The following is a 17,248-nucleotide window of genomic DNA, read 5'->3' on the forward strand; positions in this document are numbered from 1 at the left end:
GGTCGCGGTGTCCACTTATTCCGCCGCGCCGGACGACATGACGACGCCGTCGGTGCCGCCGGATCCGGCAGCACCGACGGCGTCGCTCCGTCAGGGCTTCATCGCTGCAGGGTCAGCACGCCCGGCCGGTAGGGGAGGAGGCCGTAGTCGCCGCCGGAACTGGGGTTGCGTCCCTGGTACAGGAACTGCAGGTTGCAGGGGTCGATGGTCTTGGTCTGGTCGGGGTTGGTGCGGATCAGGTCGCCGTGGCTGATGTCGTTGGTCCACGTGGCGCCGCTGTTGGCCTTGCCCGCGAACGGGTTGCTCTCGCTCGCCGCCTGCGGGGTCCACGAACCGCTGAGGCTGCTGGCGGTGAACGAGCGGAAGTAGCGCCCGTTGCTCCCGATCGCCTCGACGATCATCAGGTACTGGTTCTGGTCCTTGACCTTGTAGACCTCGACCGCCTCGAACAGGTTGTTCGTCGAGTCGCTCATGATCGTCGTGTAGGACGAGCCGAAGCTGCCCGGGAAGTTCCCGATGGGCATGCTGGCGCGGTAGATCTTGCCGTTGTCCCCGGCGAAGAACAGGTACATGTTCGTGCCGTCACCGATGAGCGTCTGGTCGATCGGCCCCGTGCCGGAGCCGGTGATGCTCCCGGTGAAGAGCGTCTGCGGCGCCGACCAGCCGTTCGGGTTGGTGGGGTCGCTCGACGTCCGGTAGCTGAACGCGGGTCCGCCCCACTGGTAGGCGAGCACCCAGACGTTCTTCGGCGCGAAGTAGAACAGCGTGGGTGCGACGGTGCCGGAGTTCATCGCGTTCTGGCTCGCCGACCCCATGTCGGACCAGTTCGTGAACGGGGTGAAGTTCATCGAGCCCCAGCTCGTTCCCGTGTCGTGCGTCGTCGCGTAGACCAGGTGCTTGCCGTTGTGGACGACGTGGGTGAAGTCCTTGAGCGAGACCCACCCCTGCCTCGGGTTCGCGAGGGGGCCGGTCGACGACCAGCGGTACGTCGACGGGAGGGAGCACGTACCGGGGTTGCTGTCGCCCATGCGGACGAGCTGCCACTGCTGGTTGGCCCCGCCCCAGTCGGAGTACTGGACGACGGCCGCGCCGTCCGCGGTCGACCCGCCGGTGACCTCCACCGCCTTGCCGCTGTTGCGGTTGATCAGCCGGACGAAGCCGCTGTCGGAGTCGGCGAGGCGGAACTGCTGGTTGGCCCCGTTGAGGTCCGGCCATTGCTGGAGCCGCCCGCCGTCCGCGGTCGACCAGTTGGTGACGTCGAGAACCTTGCCCGAGTTCTTCGACTTCAGCCGGTAGTACCCGCCGCCGGAGTCCACGAACTGCCACTGCTGGTTGGCCCCGTCGTGGCGGGACCACTGGTGGATCACCGCCCCGTCGGCGGTGGACGCGCCGGAAACGTCCATGGCCTTGCCGCTGTTGCGGTTGATCAGCACGTACCACGCGCTCGTGTCGACGGACGCCGCCGACGCCGTGCTGGTGTTGAGCGCGACCGCGCCGCCGGCCGTGAGGACCGCCGCGAGCAGGATGATCAACGCGCGCGCTCGACCGCCGCGACGGAAGCGACCCGTTCGGGTCGTTGGGGCATGGCCCATCGAACTCATGGTGTTTCTCCTTCGGTGCCGCGAAAAATGGAGCGCTCCCAGAACAGGGCGGCGAGGGCATTTCCATTGCGCTCGCCGGCCATGCGTTAACCAGCACAACCGCGCAGTCCTCCGGTGTGCACGCCGCGGTGTGGCGCACGGTGCTGATCGTGCGGACCGCGACGCGTCAAGCACGTTCTGGACGGTGGTGCTGACCTCGGACAACTCCTTCCGCGAGCGACAGCGTTAGCAGGGACGGCAGCGATGTTAGCGTTAACATTCAGGTCCGCGGAACGGGTGGCCGGGAATATCGAATTGGAGGTTACGGCGGACATCGCCGCTTCATGTAGGTTGCCAGATTGTTTCCAAACCTTCAAGAGGTAACCGCCGCGCGCGCGGCGACCGAAAGTTTCGCGCCGGGGTGGTTCGCCGGCGCCGCGCCGGGTCGGGGCGGCCGGGTTGTCTCGGCGGGTGGTGCTGACGCTGGTGTCGCTGCGGTCGAACGCGCCGTCGCGATCGTTCTTCGGTGCGGACGTGGTCCCGGTGACGGGCGGCCGACGCTGCGTGACCAAGAATCGTGCCCGTACCCCGTTTGGACCGGTTCAGCGCGGGAAGCAAATGAACACCTTTTCGTTTGTTCCGAGCAGAGGCGTTTCATCATGAGCGGGAAAGCGGCGTTATCCACCGAGGTCGCGCGCTGGTTGCGCACCAACAGCAGCGACGTGCGGGACTGGCCGGTCGACGTGCTGGTCGAGGCCAAAGGGGACACGACGGTCAGCGTGGTGCTGCCCGCGCGTGACGAGGCGCGGACGGTCGGTGTGATCGTGTCGATGGTGCGTGACCGGTTGATGCGCCAGGTGCCGCTGGTCGACGAACTGATCGTGGTCGACTCGTGCTCGGCGGACGGCACGGCGGAGGTGGCCGGGGCGGCGGGAGCGCGTGTCGTGCACCAGAACGACGTGCTCGGCGAGTTGCCACCGCTGTCCGGGAAGGGGGAGGCGCTGTGGAAGGGGCTCGCCTGTTCGCGGGGTGACGTGGTGGCGTTCGTCGACGCGGACCTGGTCGGCTGCCCGCCCGGCTTCGTGACCGGGCTGCTGGGCCCGTTGCTCACCGACCCGGACATCGCCTACGTGAAGGGGTGTTACCGCCGGGCGCTGGTGGACGCGGGACGGGTCGAGGCCGACGGTGGCGGACGGGTGACCGAACTGGTCGCGCGTCCGCTGCTGAACCTGTACTGGCCGCGGCTGGCGGGGTTCGCGCAGCCGCTCGCGGGTGAGTTCGCCGGGCGCCGCGCCGTGCTGGAGGCGGTGCCGTTCGCGACGCACTACGGCGTGGAGATCGGTTTGCTGATCGACCTGCTGGAACTCGTCGGGCTGGACGCGCTGGCCCAGGTCGACCTTGGCTACCGCGAGCACCGGCACCAGAGCAACGAGGCGCTGGGGCGGATGGCGACGCAGATCATGCTGACCGCCATGGCACGCCTGGAGCGGACCGGGCACCGATTACCGGGCGCCCTGCCGCACGGGGCCGAGCCGTTGCCGTTCCTGCAGTTCCGTTGTGACGGCAGGGGACGGCACCCGGTGGTGACCGACATCGCGGTCCCGGAGCGGCCACCGCTGGCGTCGGTCGCGTCGGCGCTGCGCCCGGTGTCGTGAGGCGGCCGTGATGCGGGTGCTGATGAACGCGGGGCCGTGGTTGCCGGTCCCGCCCGACGGTTACGGCGGGATCGAGAACGTGGTCGCGACGTTGGTCCCGGAGCTGCGCAGGCACGGCGTGCGGGTCGTGCTCGCGACGGTGGGGGAGAGCAGGCTCGTGGCCGACGAGCGGGTGCACGTCCACCAGCGGCCCCAGTTCGGGCAGTTGCTGCGGCCGTACAACCAGGTGATGGGCTGCGCGACCGCGCACATGCACCGGGTGGTGCGGGAGTTGCGCGACCGCGACGACATCGACGTGGTGCACGACCACCTGGAGGCGGTCGGGCCTGCCGTGCTGGGTGCGATGGGTGCGGCCGCGCCGCCGGTGCTGCACACGTTGCACTGGGACCTGGCCAAGCACCCGGCGCTGTACGGCGCGTTCGACGGGGCGGGCCGCATGTTCGTCAACGGGGTGTCGGCCGCGCAGCTGGCGCGGGCGCCCGCCGCGCTGCGCGCGCACAGCCTCGGGCACGTGCACCTGGCGACGCCACTCGCCGAGCGGCCCTGGTCCGAGGTGGACAAGTCGCCGTACTTCGTCGTGCTGGGCCGGATCACGCCGGGCAAGGGGCAGGACGTCGCGGCGCGGCTCGCGCACCGCGCGGGTCTCGACGTGGTGCTGGCCGGTCCGGTCGGGCCGTACCGCACCCCGCGCGAGCTGGCCGGCGCACTGGCGAGCGATCCGGACGCGCCCCGCAACCCCGACGTGCGCTACTGGTGCGACCACGTCGCGTCGCACGTGGACGGACAACGGGTGTGCTGGGTCGGCTCGCTCCGGCCCGCCGACCGGGACCCGTTGGTGGCGCGGGCGACCGCCACGGTGTTCCCGTTGCGGTGGGAGGAACCCGGCGGCACCGCGGTGGTGGAGTCGTTGGCGCTCGGCACACCGGTGGTCGGGTACGCGCGAGGCTGCCTGCCCGAGCTGGTCGACGACGGTGTCACCGGACTGCTCGTCCACGAGGAAGGCGGCCCCGGCGACGAGGACGCGCTCGCCGCGGCGATGCGGTCGTCGGCGTCGTTGTCACCGGTCGCGTGCCGCCGTGCCGCCGAGTCGCGGTTCACGCCCGCCGTGATGGCTCGCGCCTACCTGCGGCTGTACCGGACCGTGCTGGGACGGGCCGAAGGTGAACACGGTCTGGAGCACGTGCCTGCGTCGATCGGCTAGTTCCGCGAGCAGGGACGGGGCGTCCTCGACCGGGACCACGTCCGTGATGACGTGCTCGGCGATCAGCGCGCCTTCCTGGCGCAGCAACGCGATCGTCGCCGCGGACAGCCGCTCGCGGTCCCACAGGTGGGCGAGCCCCCGCGGCACGCGGCCGATCTGGGCACAGCGGATCGTCAGGCCGTTGTGGTGGAACTCCTCGCCGAGCCGCACCCCGGCCGCGCCGTCCTGGTAGAACGCGAGGTCGATCACCGCTCCCTGCGGGCGCAGCAGGCGCAGCGCCAGCGCGAGCGCGTCGGGACGGCCGCGGCACTGGAACACCACGTCCGCGCCGCGGTCGCCCGGCCCGCGCCGCCACCGCGTCTTCAGCGAGACGGCCGGGTCCTCGGCACCCGGATCGACGGCGGTGAACCCGAGCGCCTCGGCGATCGAGCGCCGCTCCGGGGTCTCGTCGACCAGCACGACCTCCTCGGCGCCGTGGCGGCGGGCGAACAACGCGGTGAGCAGCCCGACCACCCCGGCTCCGACGACCGCCACCCGCCTGCCCCGCACCCCGTCGCCGAGCGAGCGGACGTCGCTGCCGTGGAGATCGGCCGCGGCGTGCAGCAACCCGTTGGCGCAGATCGGGCCCATGTGCGCGACATAGATGCCGAGGATCGGGTCGATGTCGTCGGCCAGCGCCACCACCCGGTCCACCAGGGGATCGGCGCGGTAGCCGCCGCGGTGACCGTAGGTCATCGCGACGAGCGCGCCCTCGGCGAAGCCGGGTGCGTTGCTGGCGACGATCCGGGCGACCTGCATGTACCCCCAGCGAGTGACCGGGTAGCCGTTCTCGCGACCGGGGCGGAACAGCCCCAGCTCCCCGTCCCACGTGGCGGTGAAGCACGGGTGGGTGCCCTTGACGAAGCTCAGGTCCGTGCCCGCGGACAGTCCGCTGTAGAGCGTCCGCACGTCGAACATGCCGTCCGGCAGTGCGCCGTCCCGCTGCTCGGTGCGGATGGCGACCCGGCCGGGCGCCTCGACGACGAGTACCCGCTCATCGACCGGCATCCACGACCTCCTCCACGGGCACGGGTTCACCGCGCACGGCGGACCAGGCGATCGCGCACGCGAGCCGGTGCGTGCGGAGCGCGTCGGCGTACGACGTCCGGATGCCGGCGCCGTCGTCGCGGCCGAGGACGGCGTGCACGAACGCGCGGTCCGCGGCCGTCTTGGCGGCGTCCGGGTCGACCTGCCGCACGTCGTTCCCGTCGCGGTCGCGGAACTCGACCAGGGCCTCGGCCACGGAGATCGCCAGCCCGTCGGCGTAGACCTCCAGACCGGCCCGGTGCTTCCAGCCGAGCAGACAGGTCGCGGCGAGCGTGCCCACCGCGCCGCTCGCGAACCGCAGGGCGACCACCGTCGCGCCGTCGACGTCGGCGTCCGCGACCGCGGGCGGGACACCGTCGGCCATGGCGTGCACCTCGCGCACCTCCCCGAGCAGCAGCCGGGCCAGGTCGAGCACGTGGATGGCCTGCTCGACCACCTGCCCACCGGAGCTCGCGCGCCGCGTCCACCAGCCGACCGGGGGCACCTTGTCCAACCAGGCGCCGATCGCGAGCCGGGCGGGCCGGTCCCGCAACGCCTGCCTGGCCCGCTCCACCGCCGTCGAGTAGCGCCAGTGGTGCCCGACCGCCGTGAGCAGCCCCGCCTCCGCGACCGACGCCGCGATCCGCTCGGGTGTCGCCAGGTCCACCCCGACCGGTTTCTCCACGAACATCGGCACCCGCGCGGCCACCAGCTCCTCCTCGACGGCGCCGTGCGCGAAGGGCGGCACGCACACGTACACCGCGTCCACTCCGCACGCCAGCACACCACGGACGTCGCCCACCGCGGTCATGCCGTGCCGAGCGGCGAACTCCCCGGCTCGCGACCCGTCCGTGTCCGTCACCGCCACCAGCGACACGTCCTGAAACCCCGCCAGCGTGCGTGCGTGCCGATCCGCCACCCCGCCCGCGCCGACGAACCCGATCCGACAACCACCCATGGTCGCCGGATACCCGGTGGCCACGCGTCAACGCACGCGATCGCGGGCGCTGTGACACCCGACGGCCCGCGAACGCCGAACATGACAGAGGCGACCCGGCCGCGGATCCAGGTTTCGACAGGCTCATGGGAAGTCAGACGTTGTTGTGCCTTGCATACCTCGGTAGGCGCGGGCGCCTCCCACCCTGACCCGCGCCTACCGGGCTCGGAATGACGTCGCGCGGACGCCCGCCGGTGATTGTGGCGCGTCTATTTCCCGGCTGTGCGAGTTTGTTGTCGCCCGCCGCGTAATGATGAGCGCGCGGGAGGAGAGCCGCCTGCGACCACGTCGAATGAATGGCGTGACACTGGTCGTCGCGACCGGGCGCCGGGTGGTATTTCGCGGGATGCCGGGTGGCCGGAGGCGGGGAGACGGCAGCCCCGTTTCCGCACGGTCTCACCCGCCTCCGGCCGTGGCCAGATCTGGTGATCGACTCGGGGAGAGATATCGGCGCGTAACTCCCGTTGCTCCCCGCGCCTTCAATCTTCTCATGCACCGAACTGACCGGTGCCCACCGTTCCGCCGACGTCCTCATTCGTGTGCCTGAACCGGACGTCGCCGCGTGATGGGCCAAACGAGTAAAACATGGAGGGTGGTGAACCGCACTCGGCGCGGAGAATATCCACCCGCATGGACTAATGATGTCCGAAATCCGGTGGTGTCATTGTGTGATCGAGCGGACACGCTTGTCGAAATAGCCGGACCGGTATTGGTTCAGCTCCTCGGCAGCGCGCCCACGATCGACGTGATGACGGCGAGCCGCAGGGACTCGTGCAGGTCGGTGGGGAGCTCCGCCAGCGCGGGGTCGGCCTCGTAGGCGGCGAGGACGCCGGCCGGTGGCGGGCAGTACCCCGACAACGCGCCGGCCATGATCATGGTCAGCAGGCAGACCGTCCGGGTGTTGTCGCCGAGTTCCGGCAGGTACCGGTGGACGAGTTCGACCATGTTCCGCAGGCTGTCGAGGGTGGCGCGCTTGTGGTGCATGACGACGTCGAGGGAGACGTTGTGTTCCAGGACGCCGCCCTGCGCGCCGAAGAGTTCGCACAGCGCTCTGCGGTCGGCCAGTGACCGGCTGAGCGTGTCGGCCAGTCGTTCCGCCCGCTCGGCGGCGGGCCGGCGGGGGTCGACGTCGGCCAGTTCGTCGGCCAGTTCCGCCAGCCAGGTGCGCAGGAAGTCGTCGAGCAGCTCGAGCAGCACCGCTTCGCGCGACTCGAAGTAACGCAGCACGTTCGACTTGGCGAGGCCGACGCGCCTGCTCAGCTCGTTGAGGGTCACCTCGCCCACCGGCATCTCGGCGACCATCGCCGCCGCCGTGTCCAGGATCGCCCGGCGCCGGATCTCCCGCTGTTCCGCACTGCGCGCCCGTTGGAACGTCATGGCGCCAGCCTAGCTTACAGACCGCCGGTCTCTTGACAACAGACCGCTGGTCTCTTAACGTCGGCGGGGATAAGAGACCAGCGGTTCTTTAGGAGGGTGACCATGGGTGCGAAGTGGACCGAGCAGGACGTGCCGGACCAGACGGGCCGGGTGGCGGTCGTGACCGGCGCCAACACCGGCCTGGGTGTCGAGACCGCGCGGGTGCTCGCGGCACGCGGCGCCTCGGTGGTGCTGGCCGTGCGGAACGTCGAGAAGGGCAGGCAGGCCGCTGCCCGCATCGGCGGCGACGTCACCGTGCGAGAGCTGGACCTGGCGTCACTGGCATCCGTCCGCGCCGCGGCGGACGCCCTGCGTGCCGACCACGCCCGCATCGACCTGCTGATCAACAACGCGGGCGTGATGTACACCCCGAAGCAGACCACCCGGGACGGCTTCGAGATGCAGTTCGGCACCAACCACCTGGGGCACTTCGCCTTCACCGGGCTGCTGCTGGACCTGCTCCTGCCCGTGCCGGGTTCCCGCGTGGTGACCGTCAGCAGCGTCGGCCACCGCATCCGGGCCGCGATCCACTTCGACGACCTGCAGTGGGAGCGGTCGTACAGCCGGGTCGGCGCCTACGGGCAGGCCAAGCTCGCCAACCTCATGTTCACCTACGAACTGCAGCGCCGGCTCGCGGCGCACGGCGCCACCGCCGCGGTGGCCGCGCACCCCGGCGTGTCCGACACCGAGCTGGCACGCAACTCCCCGGTGGTCGCGCGGGCGCTCCTCACCGCGTTCGCGCCGCTGATCACCCAGAAGGCGGCGATGGGCGCGCTGCCGACCCTGCGGGCCGCCACCGACCCCGCCGTGCTCGGTGGGCAGTACTACGGTCCCGACGGTCTCGGCGAGTCCCGCGGGCACCCCCGGCTGGTCACCTCGAGCCCCCAGTCCTACGACGTGGCGCTCCAGCAACGCCTGTGGGCGGTCTCCGAGGACCTGACGGGCGTGAAGTTCCCCGTCTGAGGCGCGCCGGCGCGGGCGGCGGTCGTGGCCGGCGGTGGTGGTGCGCGATTCGCCGTCCGGTCGCACACTGTCTGGTTGAGACAGTGAGCGGGTGGTCGGCCATGACCAAGCAGCCAAGTGCGATCAACATCGTTTTCGACGGGCCTCCGTCGCACGAGGGTCCTCGGTTCGTCGAGGTCGAGGACGATGACGGGCACTCGATCCGGGTCGGTGAGTGGGTGCCGCGGGGTGACGGGTTCTGGGCGTTGCGGATCGAGTGGCCGGGCCCTTGGTCTGGTGCTGCGGGGCGGTAGTGGTGGGGGTGCTGGTGCCGCCGGTGGGGCTGGTGCTGGCCCGGGATGCCCGTGAGCTCCCCGGGCCGGGTCCGGGCTGGGCGTACGAGCCGAAGTTCGACGGGTGGCGGGCGGTCGTGCACGCCGCGGCGGGTGTGGTGCAGTCGCGCCGGAACAACGACCTGGCGGCCCGGTTCCCCGGGATCGCGGCAGCGGCGCGTGCGCTGGGTGACGTGGTGGTGGATGGGGAGCTGGTGGCGCTGCGGGACGGGCGGCTGGATTTCGGGTCGCTGGCGGTGATGCCGCGTGCTCGTGCCGCGGTGGGTGTGGAGGTGTACTTCATCGGGTTCGACGTGCTCGCTGTCGGTGACGAGGACCTGCGTGCGATGCCGTTCGCGTCGCGGCGGGTGCGGCTGGAGGAGGTGTTCGCCGGGGTCAGTCCGCCGCTGCAGCTGACACCGTCCACCCGGGACCGTGCCGCGACGCGGCGGTGGATGAGGGCGGAGTCGGCGCGGGTCGGGATCGAGGGCGTGGTCGCGAAGAAGCTCGACAGCCGTTACCGGGCCGGGCGGAACGGTGACTGGGTGAAGGTGCGGCAGAAGGTCGTGGTCGACGCCGTGGTCATCGGGGTCGCGGGGCCGCTCACCCGGCCGGAGGCGCTGCTGCTCGCGCGCCCCGACGCCGACGGCGAGTTGTTGCCGATCGGGCTGTCCCTGCCGTTGGCGCCGGCGTTCCGCGACGAGGCCGCCGGCCTGGTCACCCCGACCGGCGAGCCACGCAGGCGGCTGCCGACCACCGTGCTCGGGCACGAAGGCAGCGAATACGTGCCCGTGCACCCCACCCTCGTCGTCGAGGCGGAAGCCGAGGCCACGGTGACGACGTTCACGGCCAGACTGCGGCCGCGCATCCACCGCTTCCGCACCGACCTCACCGCCGCCGACCTCGCCCGACCGGGCCTCACGCGGTGAACGTGGCCGAGCGGCGTGACGTCCGAGGTCTGCGGTGGCTGCGGCCGGCCCCCGACCACGTCGTCACGCCTCGACCGCAAGCCGGGCCGGGTCGACCGGGTGGCGTGCCCGGATCAGGTCCTGGACGACGCCGATGCCCTCGTCCCAGCGGTTGACGTGCATGCCGGCCACCACCTGGCCGTCGTTGAGCCAGAACGCGTGGAACGCGGCTTCCGCGAGGTCGCCTCGGATCACGAGCTCGTGGTGACCCCCGGGTGCGAGCCAGCCCGCGAACTCCATCCCGGCGTCGTACTGGTCGGAGAAGAAGTACGGCAGCTCCTCCTCCGTGCCGTCGTGACGACGATCGCGGCCGAGCATGGCCCGGGCCGCGGCCTGGCCGCCTGCGATGGCGTTGGCCCAGTGCTCCACCCGCAGGCGCGTGCCGTACCGGGTACTCGGCACGGCGGCCACGTCGCCCGCCGCGTAGATGTCCGGATCATCGGTTCTCATGTCGGCGTCGACGGCGACACCCCCGGGCGGGGACGGGCAGACGGAGAGCCCGGCGCGCTCGGCCAGGTCGACGTTCGGGCGCACGCCGATCCCGACGATCACGAGGTCGGCCGGGATCTCGTCGCCATCTGCGGTGACCACAGTGGACACCTGGCCCGCGCCGAGGATCCGGCCGACCCCGGTGCCGAAGCGGAACTCGACCCCGTGACGTCGGTGCAGGCCGGCGAAGAACTCGCCGATGCGCGGTCCGAGTACGGCGTGCAGCGGCGTCGGTGCGGGCTCGACCACCGTGACCAGGCAGCCGCGGGTGCGTGCGGCGGCGGCAACCTCGAGCCCGATCCAGCCCGCGCCCGCGATGACGACCCTGCGGCCGTCGCGGAGTTCGTCGCGGAGCCGGTCGGAGTCGGCGAGCCCGCGCAGGTAGTGCACACCGGGCAGGTCGGCGCCCGGCACGGGCAGCCGCCGCGGCGAGGAACCCGTGGCCAGCAACAGTTTCGTGTAGTGGATGCGCTCCCCGTCGGCCAGTTCGACCGTGTGCGCCGAGCGGTCGAGGCCGGTCACCCGGCAACCGAGCCGGAGGTCCACGGAGTTCTTGGCGTACCACTCGTCGTCGTGCACGTACACCGCGGCGCGATCCTGGTCGCCCAGCAGGTAACCCTTCGACAGCGGCGGCCGTTCGTACGGCCGTTCCGGCTCCTCGCCGAGCAGCAGCAGCTGCCCGGCGAAGCCGTCCTCCCGCAGGGCCTGCGCCGCCTTGGCGCCGGCGAGGCCCGCGCCGGCGATGACGAACGTCTCGTCAGTGCTCATGGTGCGCTCGCCGGGCAGGCGTGTACCGCGTCGCGAGGCGGGCCATCGCGACCGCGGCGACCAGCAGACCGAAGTCGCGCAGCGCGACGTCGTAGAAGTCGGGGATGGTCAGCAGGTTGACGATGATCCCGGCCAGCCAGGCGGCCACGAGGAGGCCACCGAACCGTGGTGCCACCGCCACCGCCAGCCCTGCCACGATCTCGACCACGCCGACGGCGTACATCGCCTGCTGTGCGGTGCCCGGGACCAGGTCGTCGATCCAGCCCGCGAGGTAGCCGGGCCAGTCCACGAGCAGGTTGGTGAACTTGTCCAGCCCGAACAGCACGGGCGCCACGGTGAACACGCTCCGCAGCAACACGAACGCCTGGAAGGCCGGATCGGACTTCAGTGAGCCGGTCGTGACTGCTGCCGAGGGCACGTCGGTGGTCATGACTCCTCCTTCTATCAACAGGTTGCGCTAATCTTAGAAACCTGGACGACATTTAGTCAACAGAAGTGAGTTTTAGAATGAGTGACGTGGACGAGACGCCGACCTCGCTGGACTCCGGGCACGTCGCCGCGATCGCCGCGCTCGACGAGCCGACCCGTCGGCGGTTGTACGAGTTCGTGGTCCGGCAGGCCGCCCCGGTGAGCCGGGACGAGGCCGCCGAGGCGGTGGGGCTGCCCCGTGCCACGGCGGTCTTCCACCTCGACAAGCTCGTGGCCGAGGGGCTGTTGGAGGTCGTCTACGAACGCCGCACCGGCCGCAGTGGCCCTGGCGCGGGGCGCCCGTCCAAGCTGTACCGGCGGTCGCAGGCACACATCGCGGTGTCGTTGCCCGAACGGCGCTACGAACTGGCCGCGCGCCTGCTCGCCGGTGCGCTGCACGACACCGACGCGTCCGGCGAGCCGCCAGGGGACGCGCTGCGACGACGAGCCCACGAGGTCGGCAAGGAGATCGGCGAAGCCGCCCGCCAGACCGGCGACCCGCACGCGGCGGTCCTGCGCACGCTGGGGGATGTCGGATTCGAACCGAGGATCGACGGCGACACCGTGGTCCTCGTCAACTGCCCCTTCCACAGCCTCGCGCAACTGCACACCGAGCTCGTGTGCGGCATGAACCTGCGCCTCGTCGACGGCGTCATCGACGGTCTCGCCGCCACCGGCGTCACGGCTCGCCTCGAACCCGGCCCCGGTCGGTGCTGCGTGCAGCTCGTCGGACCGCGGTCCGCCTGAGCCGGTCAGGTTCGCGGCGGTGGTCAGGCTCGCGGTGCCGGCAGATCCGGTTCGCGTCGGCGGGTGCGGCGCCTGCGATCGGTGAGCCACGCCGCGACGAAGTAGCTCGCGAGTACCCCAAGGAGGATGCCGGTCACCGCGGTGCCGGGCCGGGAGTGGCGGTCGCGGTCCGAGCGGTGTGTTCCGCCGGTGTTCCCGGGTGCTCTGTCGCGCCGGGGGCGCCGGCGGGCGGTGCCATGGCCAGTTCCCTGAGCAGGCTGTCGTAGATCGGTGTGGTCATGGCCCCACAGTCGGCCATCGGTTTCTCCGTATCCCCGAGCGGCGCGTCCTCCCTCGACGTGCCTGGGCGGAGCGTAGAGGGCCGCCTGCGAAGCCTCCTACCTGCTGTTCCCCCGCCGGGGGGAGACGAGGGGCATGAGCCACCCGATCGGGTGGCGAGGCTCAGCCTGGGGCGTGGTCGCGGAGCCCGGCCGCGATGCGGACGAGTGCCGCGATCGCCGGTGAGCGACTGCCCGCCTGCCACGCGAGCACCGTGGTGACGTCGGGTGCGTCGACGACCGGTATCGCGACGTGTTCCGGCCATTGCCACGCGCGGCTGGAGGCCGGGATGACGAGCAGCGTCTTGCCGAGCGCCACGAGCTGGGCGAGCTGTGACTGGGTGCGCACCTCCGGTCCGGGACCGTCCGGGTAGGACCCGTCGAGCCGGGGCCAGCGGGCGATGGGCAGGTCCGGCACGTGGCTGACGTCGGCCATCATGAGCCGGTCGTGCGACGCGAGGGGATGCCCCGCAGGCAGGATCGCGACCTGGCTCTCGGTGTGGAGGTCCTCGGTGTCGAACCCGGCGATGTCGTCGAACGGCCGGTGCATCAGCGCGACGTCGGCGCGCCCATCGCGCACCAGTCCCGCCTGCTCGCCGACCTCGCACAGGAGGACCTCCACCGGTGGTGCGCCCGCGTCGCCCGCGACCGCGTCGAGGAGCCGCCGCAGCAGCTCGTGGGACGCCCCGGCCTTCGTCGCCAGCACCAGGGACGGCGTCGGGTTCGCCGCCCTCCGCGTCCGGCGCGCGGCGGCCGCGACCGCGTCGAGGGCCGTTCTGGCCTCACGGAGCAGCACCGCGCCGGCGTCGGTGAGCGCCACGCCACGGCGGTCCCTGTCGAGGAGCCGGGCGCCGAGGCGCTGTTCCAGGCGGCGGATGGCACGGGAGAGCGGTGGTTGTGCGATGCCGAGCCGGTCGGCGGCACGACCGAAGTGCAGCTCTTCCGCGACGGCGACGAAGTATCTGAGTTCGCGGGTCTCGAGGTCGTGCACGGACGAAGCCTACGCGCGTGATACCCGGTGAGTATCAGGGCGTACCGAATCGATCTTGGACAGTGCGCTGCGGCGCGCCGAGCATGGAGCACGTGAACGACACGAAGACCGCGCTGGTCACCGGCGCGAACAAGGGGATCGGCTTCGCCATCGCACAAGGACTCGGCACGCTCGGTTTCACGGTCGCGGTGGGCGCCCGTGACGACGCCCGGCGCGCGGCGGCCGTCGACCGGCTGCGTGCCTCGGGTGTCGACGCGTTCGGCGTCGCCCTGGACGTCACCTCGGACGACAGCGCCACCGCGGCGGCGAAGACCGTCGAGCAGACGACCGGACGGCTCGACGTACTCGTCAACAACGCCGGCATCGCCGGCCGCACCGACGACGGCGCACAAGATCCGACGACACTCGACCTCGACGTCGTCCGCACGGTCCTCGACACGAACGTGTTCGGGGTGGTCCGGGTGACGAACGCGATGCTCCCGCTGCTGCGCCGCGCCGACGCGCCGCGCATCGTCAACGTGTCGAGCAACATGGGATCGCTCGCACTGCAGACCGGCCCGATCATGGCCGCGTACGCACCCTCGAAGTCGATGCTCAACAGCGTCACGGCCCAGTACGCCCGCCGTCTCGCCGATTCGAACGTCATCGTGAACGCCTGCTGCCCGGGCTACGTCGCGACCGACTTCACCGGCTTCAACGCCCCCCGAACGCCCGAACAGGGCGCCGCGATCGCGATCCGGCTGGCAACGCTGCCGGACGACGGCCCCCGAGGCGGCTTCTTCGACGACGAGGGCACTGTCCCCTGGTGACCCCCCCGGGGGCGTCGAACCCGCGCGAAGCGGGCGAAGCCCCCAACACCCGCTGAGGGTGTGCCTGCCATCCCGTCGACCTGGCGAAGCCCGATCACACCGGGTCAAGGGGGCCCGAAGCACGACGCACCCACATGCCCAAAGCCGCCGGGCCCCCTTGACGCGGTGTGATAGCCCTCCGGGAGGTCGACGGGATGGCAGGCACCACCACTCAACAGCAGTCCTTGCCAACCCGACCCCGTGCCCAACCCGCCGCCATCCCGGAGACCAGCCCCTCCGGCGAGGAGGCCCGTCCGGCAGGACGCCCTCCGGCGAGGACGCCCGTCCGGCGAGGACGCCCGTCCGGCGAGGACAAACCCAGGACGGGGACAACCCAGGACGGGGACAACCCAGGACGGGGACAACCCAGGACGGGGACAACCCAGGACGGCGAACCCAGGACGGGGACAAGCCAGAACGGCGAAACCCCAAAGGCAACCACGGTGGCGTGCCGTCAGGGCGATGGGAGGACGCCGGGGTGCGACCGCCCTGACGGCACGGGGAACCCTCGGGACCCAGGTGCGCGAAGTCCGTGCGGGTTCTCGGCAGCCGGTGATCGTCCGAACCGGAGCGATAGCCGACGCCGGCTACCTCGATGCTCATCCAGCTGCCCCACCGTCGCCGCTCGAAGGACGTGGTCCAGTCCGAGCGGGACGCTGTCCAGCATGGCTTCGCACACGCCGATGCCGCTTGTGCGGAACAGACAAGCCGGCTCTCGTGGTTTGTCCGGTCCGTACAGTCCGCAGGGCGTCCGAACGAGTGCGGCGGGGAGGCAGGAGGGAACACGGTTCGTCCCGTCCGCACCACCTCGTGTCGGGCAGGTTCGCCGATCCGGATCTGGTCCATCCGCGATCCGCCGTTGTTGTCCACCATGGCAACGAACACGGTCGGGCCTGCGAGAAGGACGAGCGATGAGTTCTCGGCGAAAGCCACGAGTGGCCGGTGCGGGAGACGGGAAGGAAGGAGGAGCGCATCGAGCCGCCGTCATCGGCGCAGCCGGTGCCGTCCTCGCAGCCGCCGTGGCAGGTGTCTTCGCGATTGTCTCGAAGGACCCACCGCCGCCGGAATGTGGGGACGTCGTGACCTTCGATGAACCTGCCAATGGCGGGCACGTCGACGGCGAGACTGGTGTCGACATCACCGGCAGGGTCTGCGGGTTGGCGGACGGCCAGGCCGTGTGGCTGTTCGAATATGACTCGTTCGACCACAACCTGTACCTCGTGTACGACCCTGTCGTTGGACGGCGGCCGGTTGCTGCACGCGACGGCGGGTTCGCCATCCACGACGGCCCCATTGGTGATCCCGGCGACGAACGCAAAGCCTACGAAATCATCGCGTCGGTGGGGGATGCGAAGTGCCGACGAGAGATCGAGAGCAGACCAGCCGACCAGGACGGGAACTACGTGTTCGACACCCTGCCGGATGCCTGTCGTGACGTGGCCCGCGTGCAGTCCTGGAAAGTCAGTAGTTGCCACGGACCTACGAGACGACCTCGGTAGGGGTGTCTTCGGATGCGCGGTCGGCGACGGCCGGGGTAGGCGCCGCCAGGACCGGTGGCACCGCCGGGACGTCACGGTGTCCGGCGTCGGGGCTTGCCAGGTACTCGCGCATCGTGCGTTCGGGGCCGTAGCGGCGGCGCAGCCACAGGTAGCCGACGAGTGCGGCGGGCCCGAACCACGTCTGGGCGGGGATGATCACGTCGAGGCGCGCGTCGATGTAGTTGATCAGCAGGCCGGACAGCGTGGGCATCGCGGCGCCGAAGACCAGGATGAGCGTCAGCGCGAGCCGTAGTGCCGGGCGGCCGTACGCCTTGACCGCGGCGATCGTGAACGCGGCGTACACCAGCAGGTCGCCGAGGCCGACGATGGCCTCGTTGAAGCTGATCCGCATGCCCATGGCCGGGAAGAGCGGGTAGCCGACGAAGTCGCGCACCAGCAGGTTGGTCACCGGGAAACCGATCGAGAACACCGAGTCGTACACGGCAAGCGCGGCCGCGAACCAGGCCACGTGCCGCAGCTGCATGCCGCCCTGCACGTAGAGGTTCGCGACCGAGATCGCGGCGATCAGCACGATCAGGCTGTTCTCGGTCCAGAAGACCTGCCAGCCCACGACCGTGCCGAGCAGCCGTTGCCCGAACCAGAGGTCCGCGCCGATCAGCAGACCGATGAGCAACCACATCGGACGTGGGCGCAGCAGCGGCTGCAGCCCGATGGACAGCGCCGACATGAACGTGAGCACCAGCAGCGTCTCCAGCGCCCACCGCGGGATCAGCAGGTAGAACGCGGGCAGGACCATCAGGAAAAGGAAGAGGATCGTGATGTCGCGGCCGTTGAACTTGCCGATCGCCGGGCGTTCCATCCGCACGCGGCGGAAGTAGGCCAGCGCGCCGAGGCTCGCGGCGGCGGCGCCGATGAGCGCGACGCACAGCTGGAAGGTGGACAGGATCCACTGCGATGAGTTCATG

Annotated in this window: 15 protein-coding genes and 1 pseudogene; 7 read left to right on the forward strand and 9 right to left on the reverse strand. The window is 71.0% G+C overall.

Going from position 1 to position 17,248, the window contains the following annotated elements; all coding sequences use genetic code 11:
* Nucleotides 1-98: 98 nt before the first annotated feature.
* The gene (locus tag ACYQ77_RS25480; protein ID WP_459715504.1) at nucleotides 99-1,601 is read right to left on the reverse strand and encodes a non-reducing end alpha-L-arabinofuranosidase family hydrolase; all 1,503 of its coding nucleotides are present in this window, start codon (nucleotides 1,599-1,601) and stop codon (nucleotides 99-101) included.
* A 638-nt stretch (nucleotides 1,602-2,239) separates the two neighbouring features.
* Between ACYQ77_RS25480 and ACYQ77_RS25485 the strand changes: the two genes are divergently transcribed.
* The gene (locus ACYQ77_RS25485) at nucleotides 2,240-3,235 is read left to right on the forward strand and encodes a glucosyl-3-phosphoglycerate synthase (protein WP_459715506.1); all 996 of its coding nucleotides are present in this window, start codon (nucleotides 2,240-2,242) and stop codon (nucleotides 3,233-3,235) included.
* A 10-nt stretch (nucleotides 3,236-3,245) separates the two neighbouring features.
* Nucleotides 3,246-4,436: a glycosyltransferase gene (locus ACYQ77_RS25490; protein ID WP_459715508.1), complete on the forward strand. Its 1,191-nt coding sequence runs from the start codon at nucleotides 3,246-3,248 to the stop codon at nucleotides 4,434-4,436.
* Nucleotides 4,437-4,646: 210 nt separating this feature from the next.
* On the opposite strand, the pseudogene ACYQ77_RS25495 reads toward ACYQ77_RS25490, so the two are convergent.
* The 3 genes and pseudogenes from ACYQ77_RS25495 to ACYQ77_RS25505 all read right to left on the reverse strand — a co-directional run.
* Nucleotides 4,647-5,483, reverse strand: a pseudogene (locus tag ACYQ77_RS25495) (zinc-binding dehydrogenase); the annotation flags it as partial.
* Nucleotides 5,470-6,459 carry a Gfo/Idh/MocA family protein gene (locus ACYQ77_RS25500; protein WP_459715511.1) on the reverse strand — a complete coding sequence of 330 codons (990 nt, stop codon included), beginning with the start codon at nucleotides 6,457-6,459 and terminating at the stop codon, nucleotides 5,470-5,472. The pseudogene ACYQ77_RS25495 and the gene ACYQ77_RS25500, both read right to left, overlap by 14 nt.
* A gap of 753 nt (nucleotides 6,460-7,212) precedes the next feature.
* Nucleotides 7,213-7,875 (reverse strand): TetR family transcriptional regulator, encoded by a 663-nt coding sequence (locus ACYQ77_RS25505; protein WP_459715512.1) that lies wholly within the window; start codon nucleotides 7,873-7,875, stop codon nucleotides 7,213-7,215.
* Nucleotides 7,876-7,977: 102 nt separating this feature from the next.
* Between ACYQ77_RS25505 and ACYQ77_RS25510 the strand changes: the two genes are divergently transcribed.
* Both ACYQ77_RS25510 and ACYQ77_RS25515 read left to right on the forward strand, forming a co-directional pair.
* Nucleotides 7,978-8,877, forward strand: a complete 900-nt coding sequence (locus tag ACYQ77_RS25510; protein WP_459715514.1) for an SDR family NAD(P)-dependent oxidoreductase — start codon at nucleotides 7,978-7,980, stop codon at nucleotides 8,875-8,877.
* A 295-nt stretch (nucleotides 8,878-9,172) separates the two neighbouring features.
* Nucleotides 9,173-10,117 carry an ATP-dependent DNA ligase gene (locus ACYQ77_RS25515; RefSeq protein WP_459715516.1) on the forward strand — a complete coding sequence of 315 codons (945 nt, stop codon included), beginning with the start codon at nucleotides 9,173-9,175 and terminating at the stop codon, nucleotides 10,115-10,117.
* 63 nt (nucleotides 10,118-10,180) lie between these two features.
* Here ACYQ77_RS25515 and ACYQ77_RS25520 read toward each other — a convergent pair whose 3' ends face one another.
* Both ACYQ77_RS25520 and ACYQ77_RS25525 read right to left on the reverse strand, forming a co-directional pair.
* Entirely contained in the window at nucleotides 10,181-11,413 is a 1,233-nt protein-coding gene (locus ACYQ77_RS25520) for an NAD(P)/FAD-dependent oxidoreductase (protein WP_459715519.1), read from the reverse strand.
* A complete protein-coding gene (locus tag ACYQ77_RS25525) occupies nucleotides 11,403-11,843 on the reverse strand; it encodes a hypothetical protein (protein WP_459715520.1) in 441 nt (146 codons plus the stop codon). Before ACYQ77_RS25525 ends, ACYQ77_RS25520 begins: the two co-directional genes overlap by 11 nt.
* An 86-nt stretch (nucleotides 11,844-11,929) precedes the next feature.
* Here ACYQ77_RS25525 and ACYQ77_RS25530 point away from each other — a divergent pair, with 86 nt between their 5' ends.
* Entirely contained in the window at nucleotides 11,930-12,628 is a 699-nt protein-coding gene (locus ACYQ77_RS25530) for a helix-turn-helix transcriptional regulator (protein WP_459715522.1), read from the forward strand.
* A 133-nt stretch (nucleotides 12,629-12,761) separates the two neighbouring features.
* On the opposite strand, the gene ACYQ77_RS25535 is transcribed toward ACYQ77_RS25530, so the two are convergent.
* Together ACYQ77_RS25535 and ACYQ77_RS25540 are read right to left on the reverse strand one after the other, a co-directional pair.
* Complete coding sequence (locus ACYQ77_RS25535) at nucleotides 12,762-12,908, reverse strand: hypothetical protein (RefSeq protein WP_459715523.1); 147 nt, start codon at nucleotides 12,906-12,908, stop codon at nucleotides 12,762-12,764.
* 161 nt (nucleotides 12,909-13,069) lie between these two features.
* The gene (locus ACYQ77_RS25540) at nucleotides 13,070-13,936 is read right to left on the reverse strand and encodes a LysR family transcriptional regulator (protein WP_459715525.1); all 867 of its coding nucleotides are present in this window, start codon (nucleotides 13,934-13,936) and stop codon (nucleotides 13,070-13,072) included.
* 83 nt (nucleotides 13,937-14,019) lie between these two features.
* Between ACYQ77_RS25540 and ACYQ77_RS25545 the strand changes: the two genes are divergently transcribed.
* On the forward strand, nucleotides 14,020-14,745 hold the full coding sequence (locus tag ACYQ77_RS25545) for an SDR family oxidoreductase (protein WP_459715527.1): 726 nt from the start codon (nucleotides 14,020-14,022) through the stop codon (nucleotides 14,743-14,745).
* Between the two features lie 1,118 nt (nucleotides 14,746-15,863).
* The gene (locus ACYQ77_RS25550) at nucleotides 15,864-16,283 is read left to right on the forward strand and encodes a hypothetical protein (RefSeq protein ID WP_459715529.1); all 420 of its coding nucleotides are present in this window, start codon (nucleotides 15,864-15,866) and stop codon (nucleotides 16,281-16,283) included.
* Here the strand turns inward: ACYQ77_RS25550 and ACYQ77_RS25555 are convergent.
* A complete protein-coding gene (locus ACYQ77_RS25555) occupies nucleotides 16,264-17,247 on the reverse strand; it encodes a hypothetical protein (RefSeq protein ID WP_459715530.1) in 984 nt (327 codons plus the stop codon). The genes ACYQ77_RS25550 and ACYQ77_RS25555 overlap by 20 nt on opposite strands.
* Nucleotide 17,248: the final 1 nt, after the last annotated feature.

Source organism: Actinophytocola sp. KF-1, from assembly GCF_054661535.1.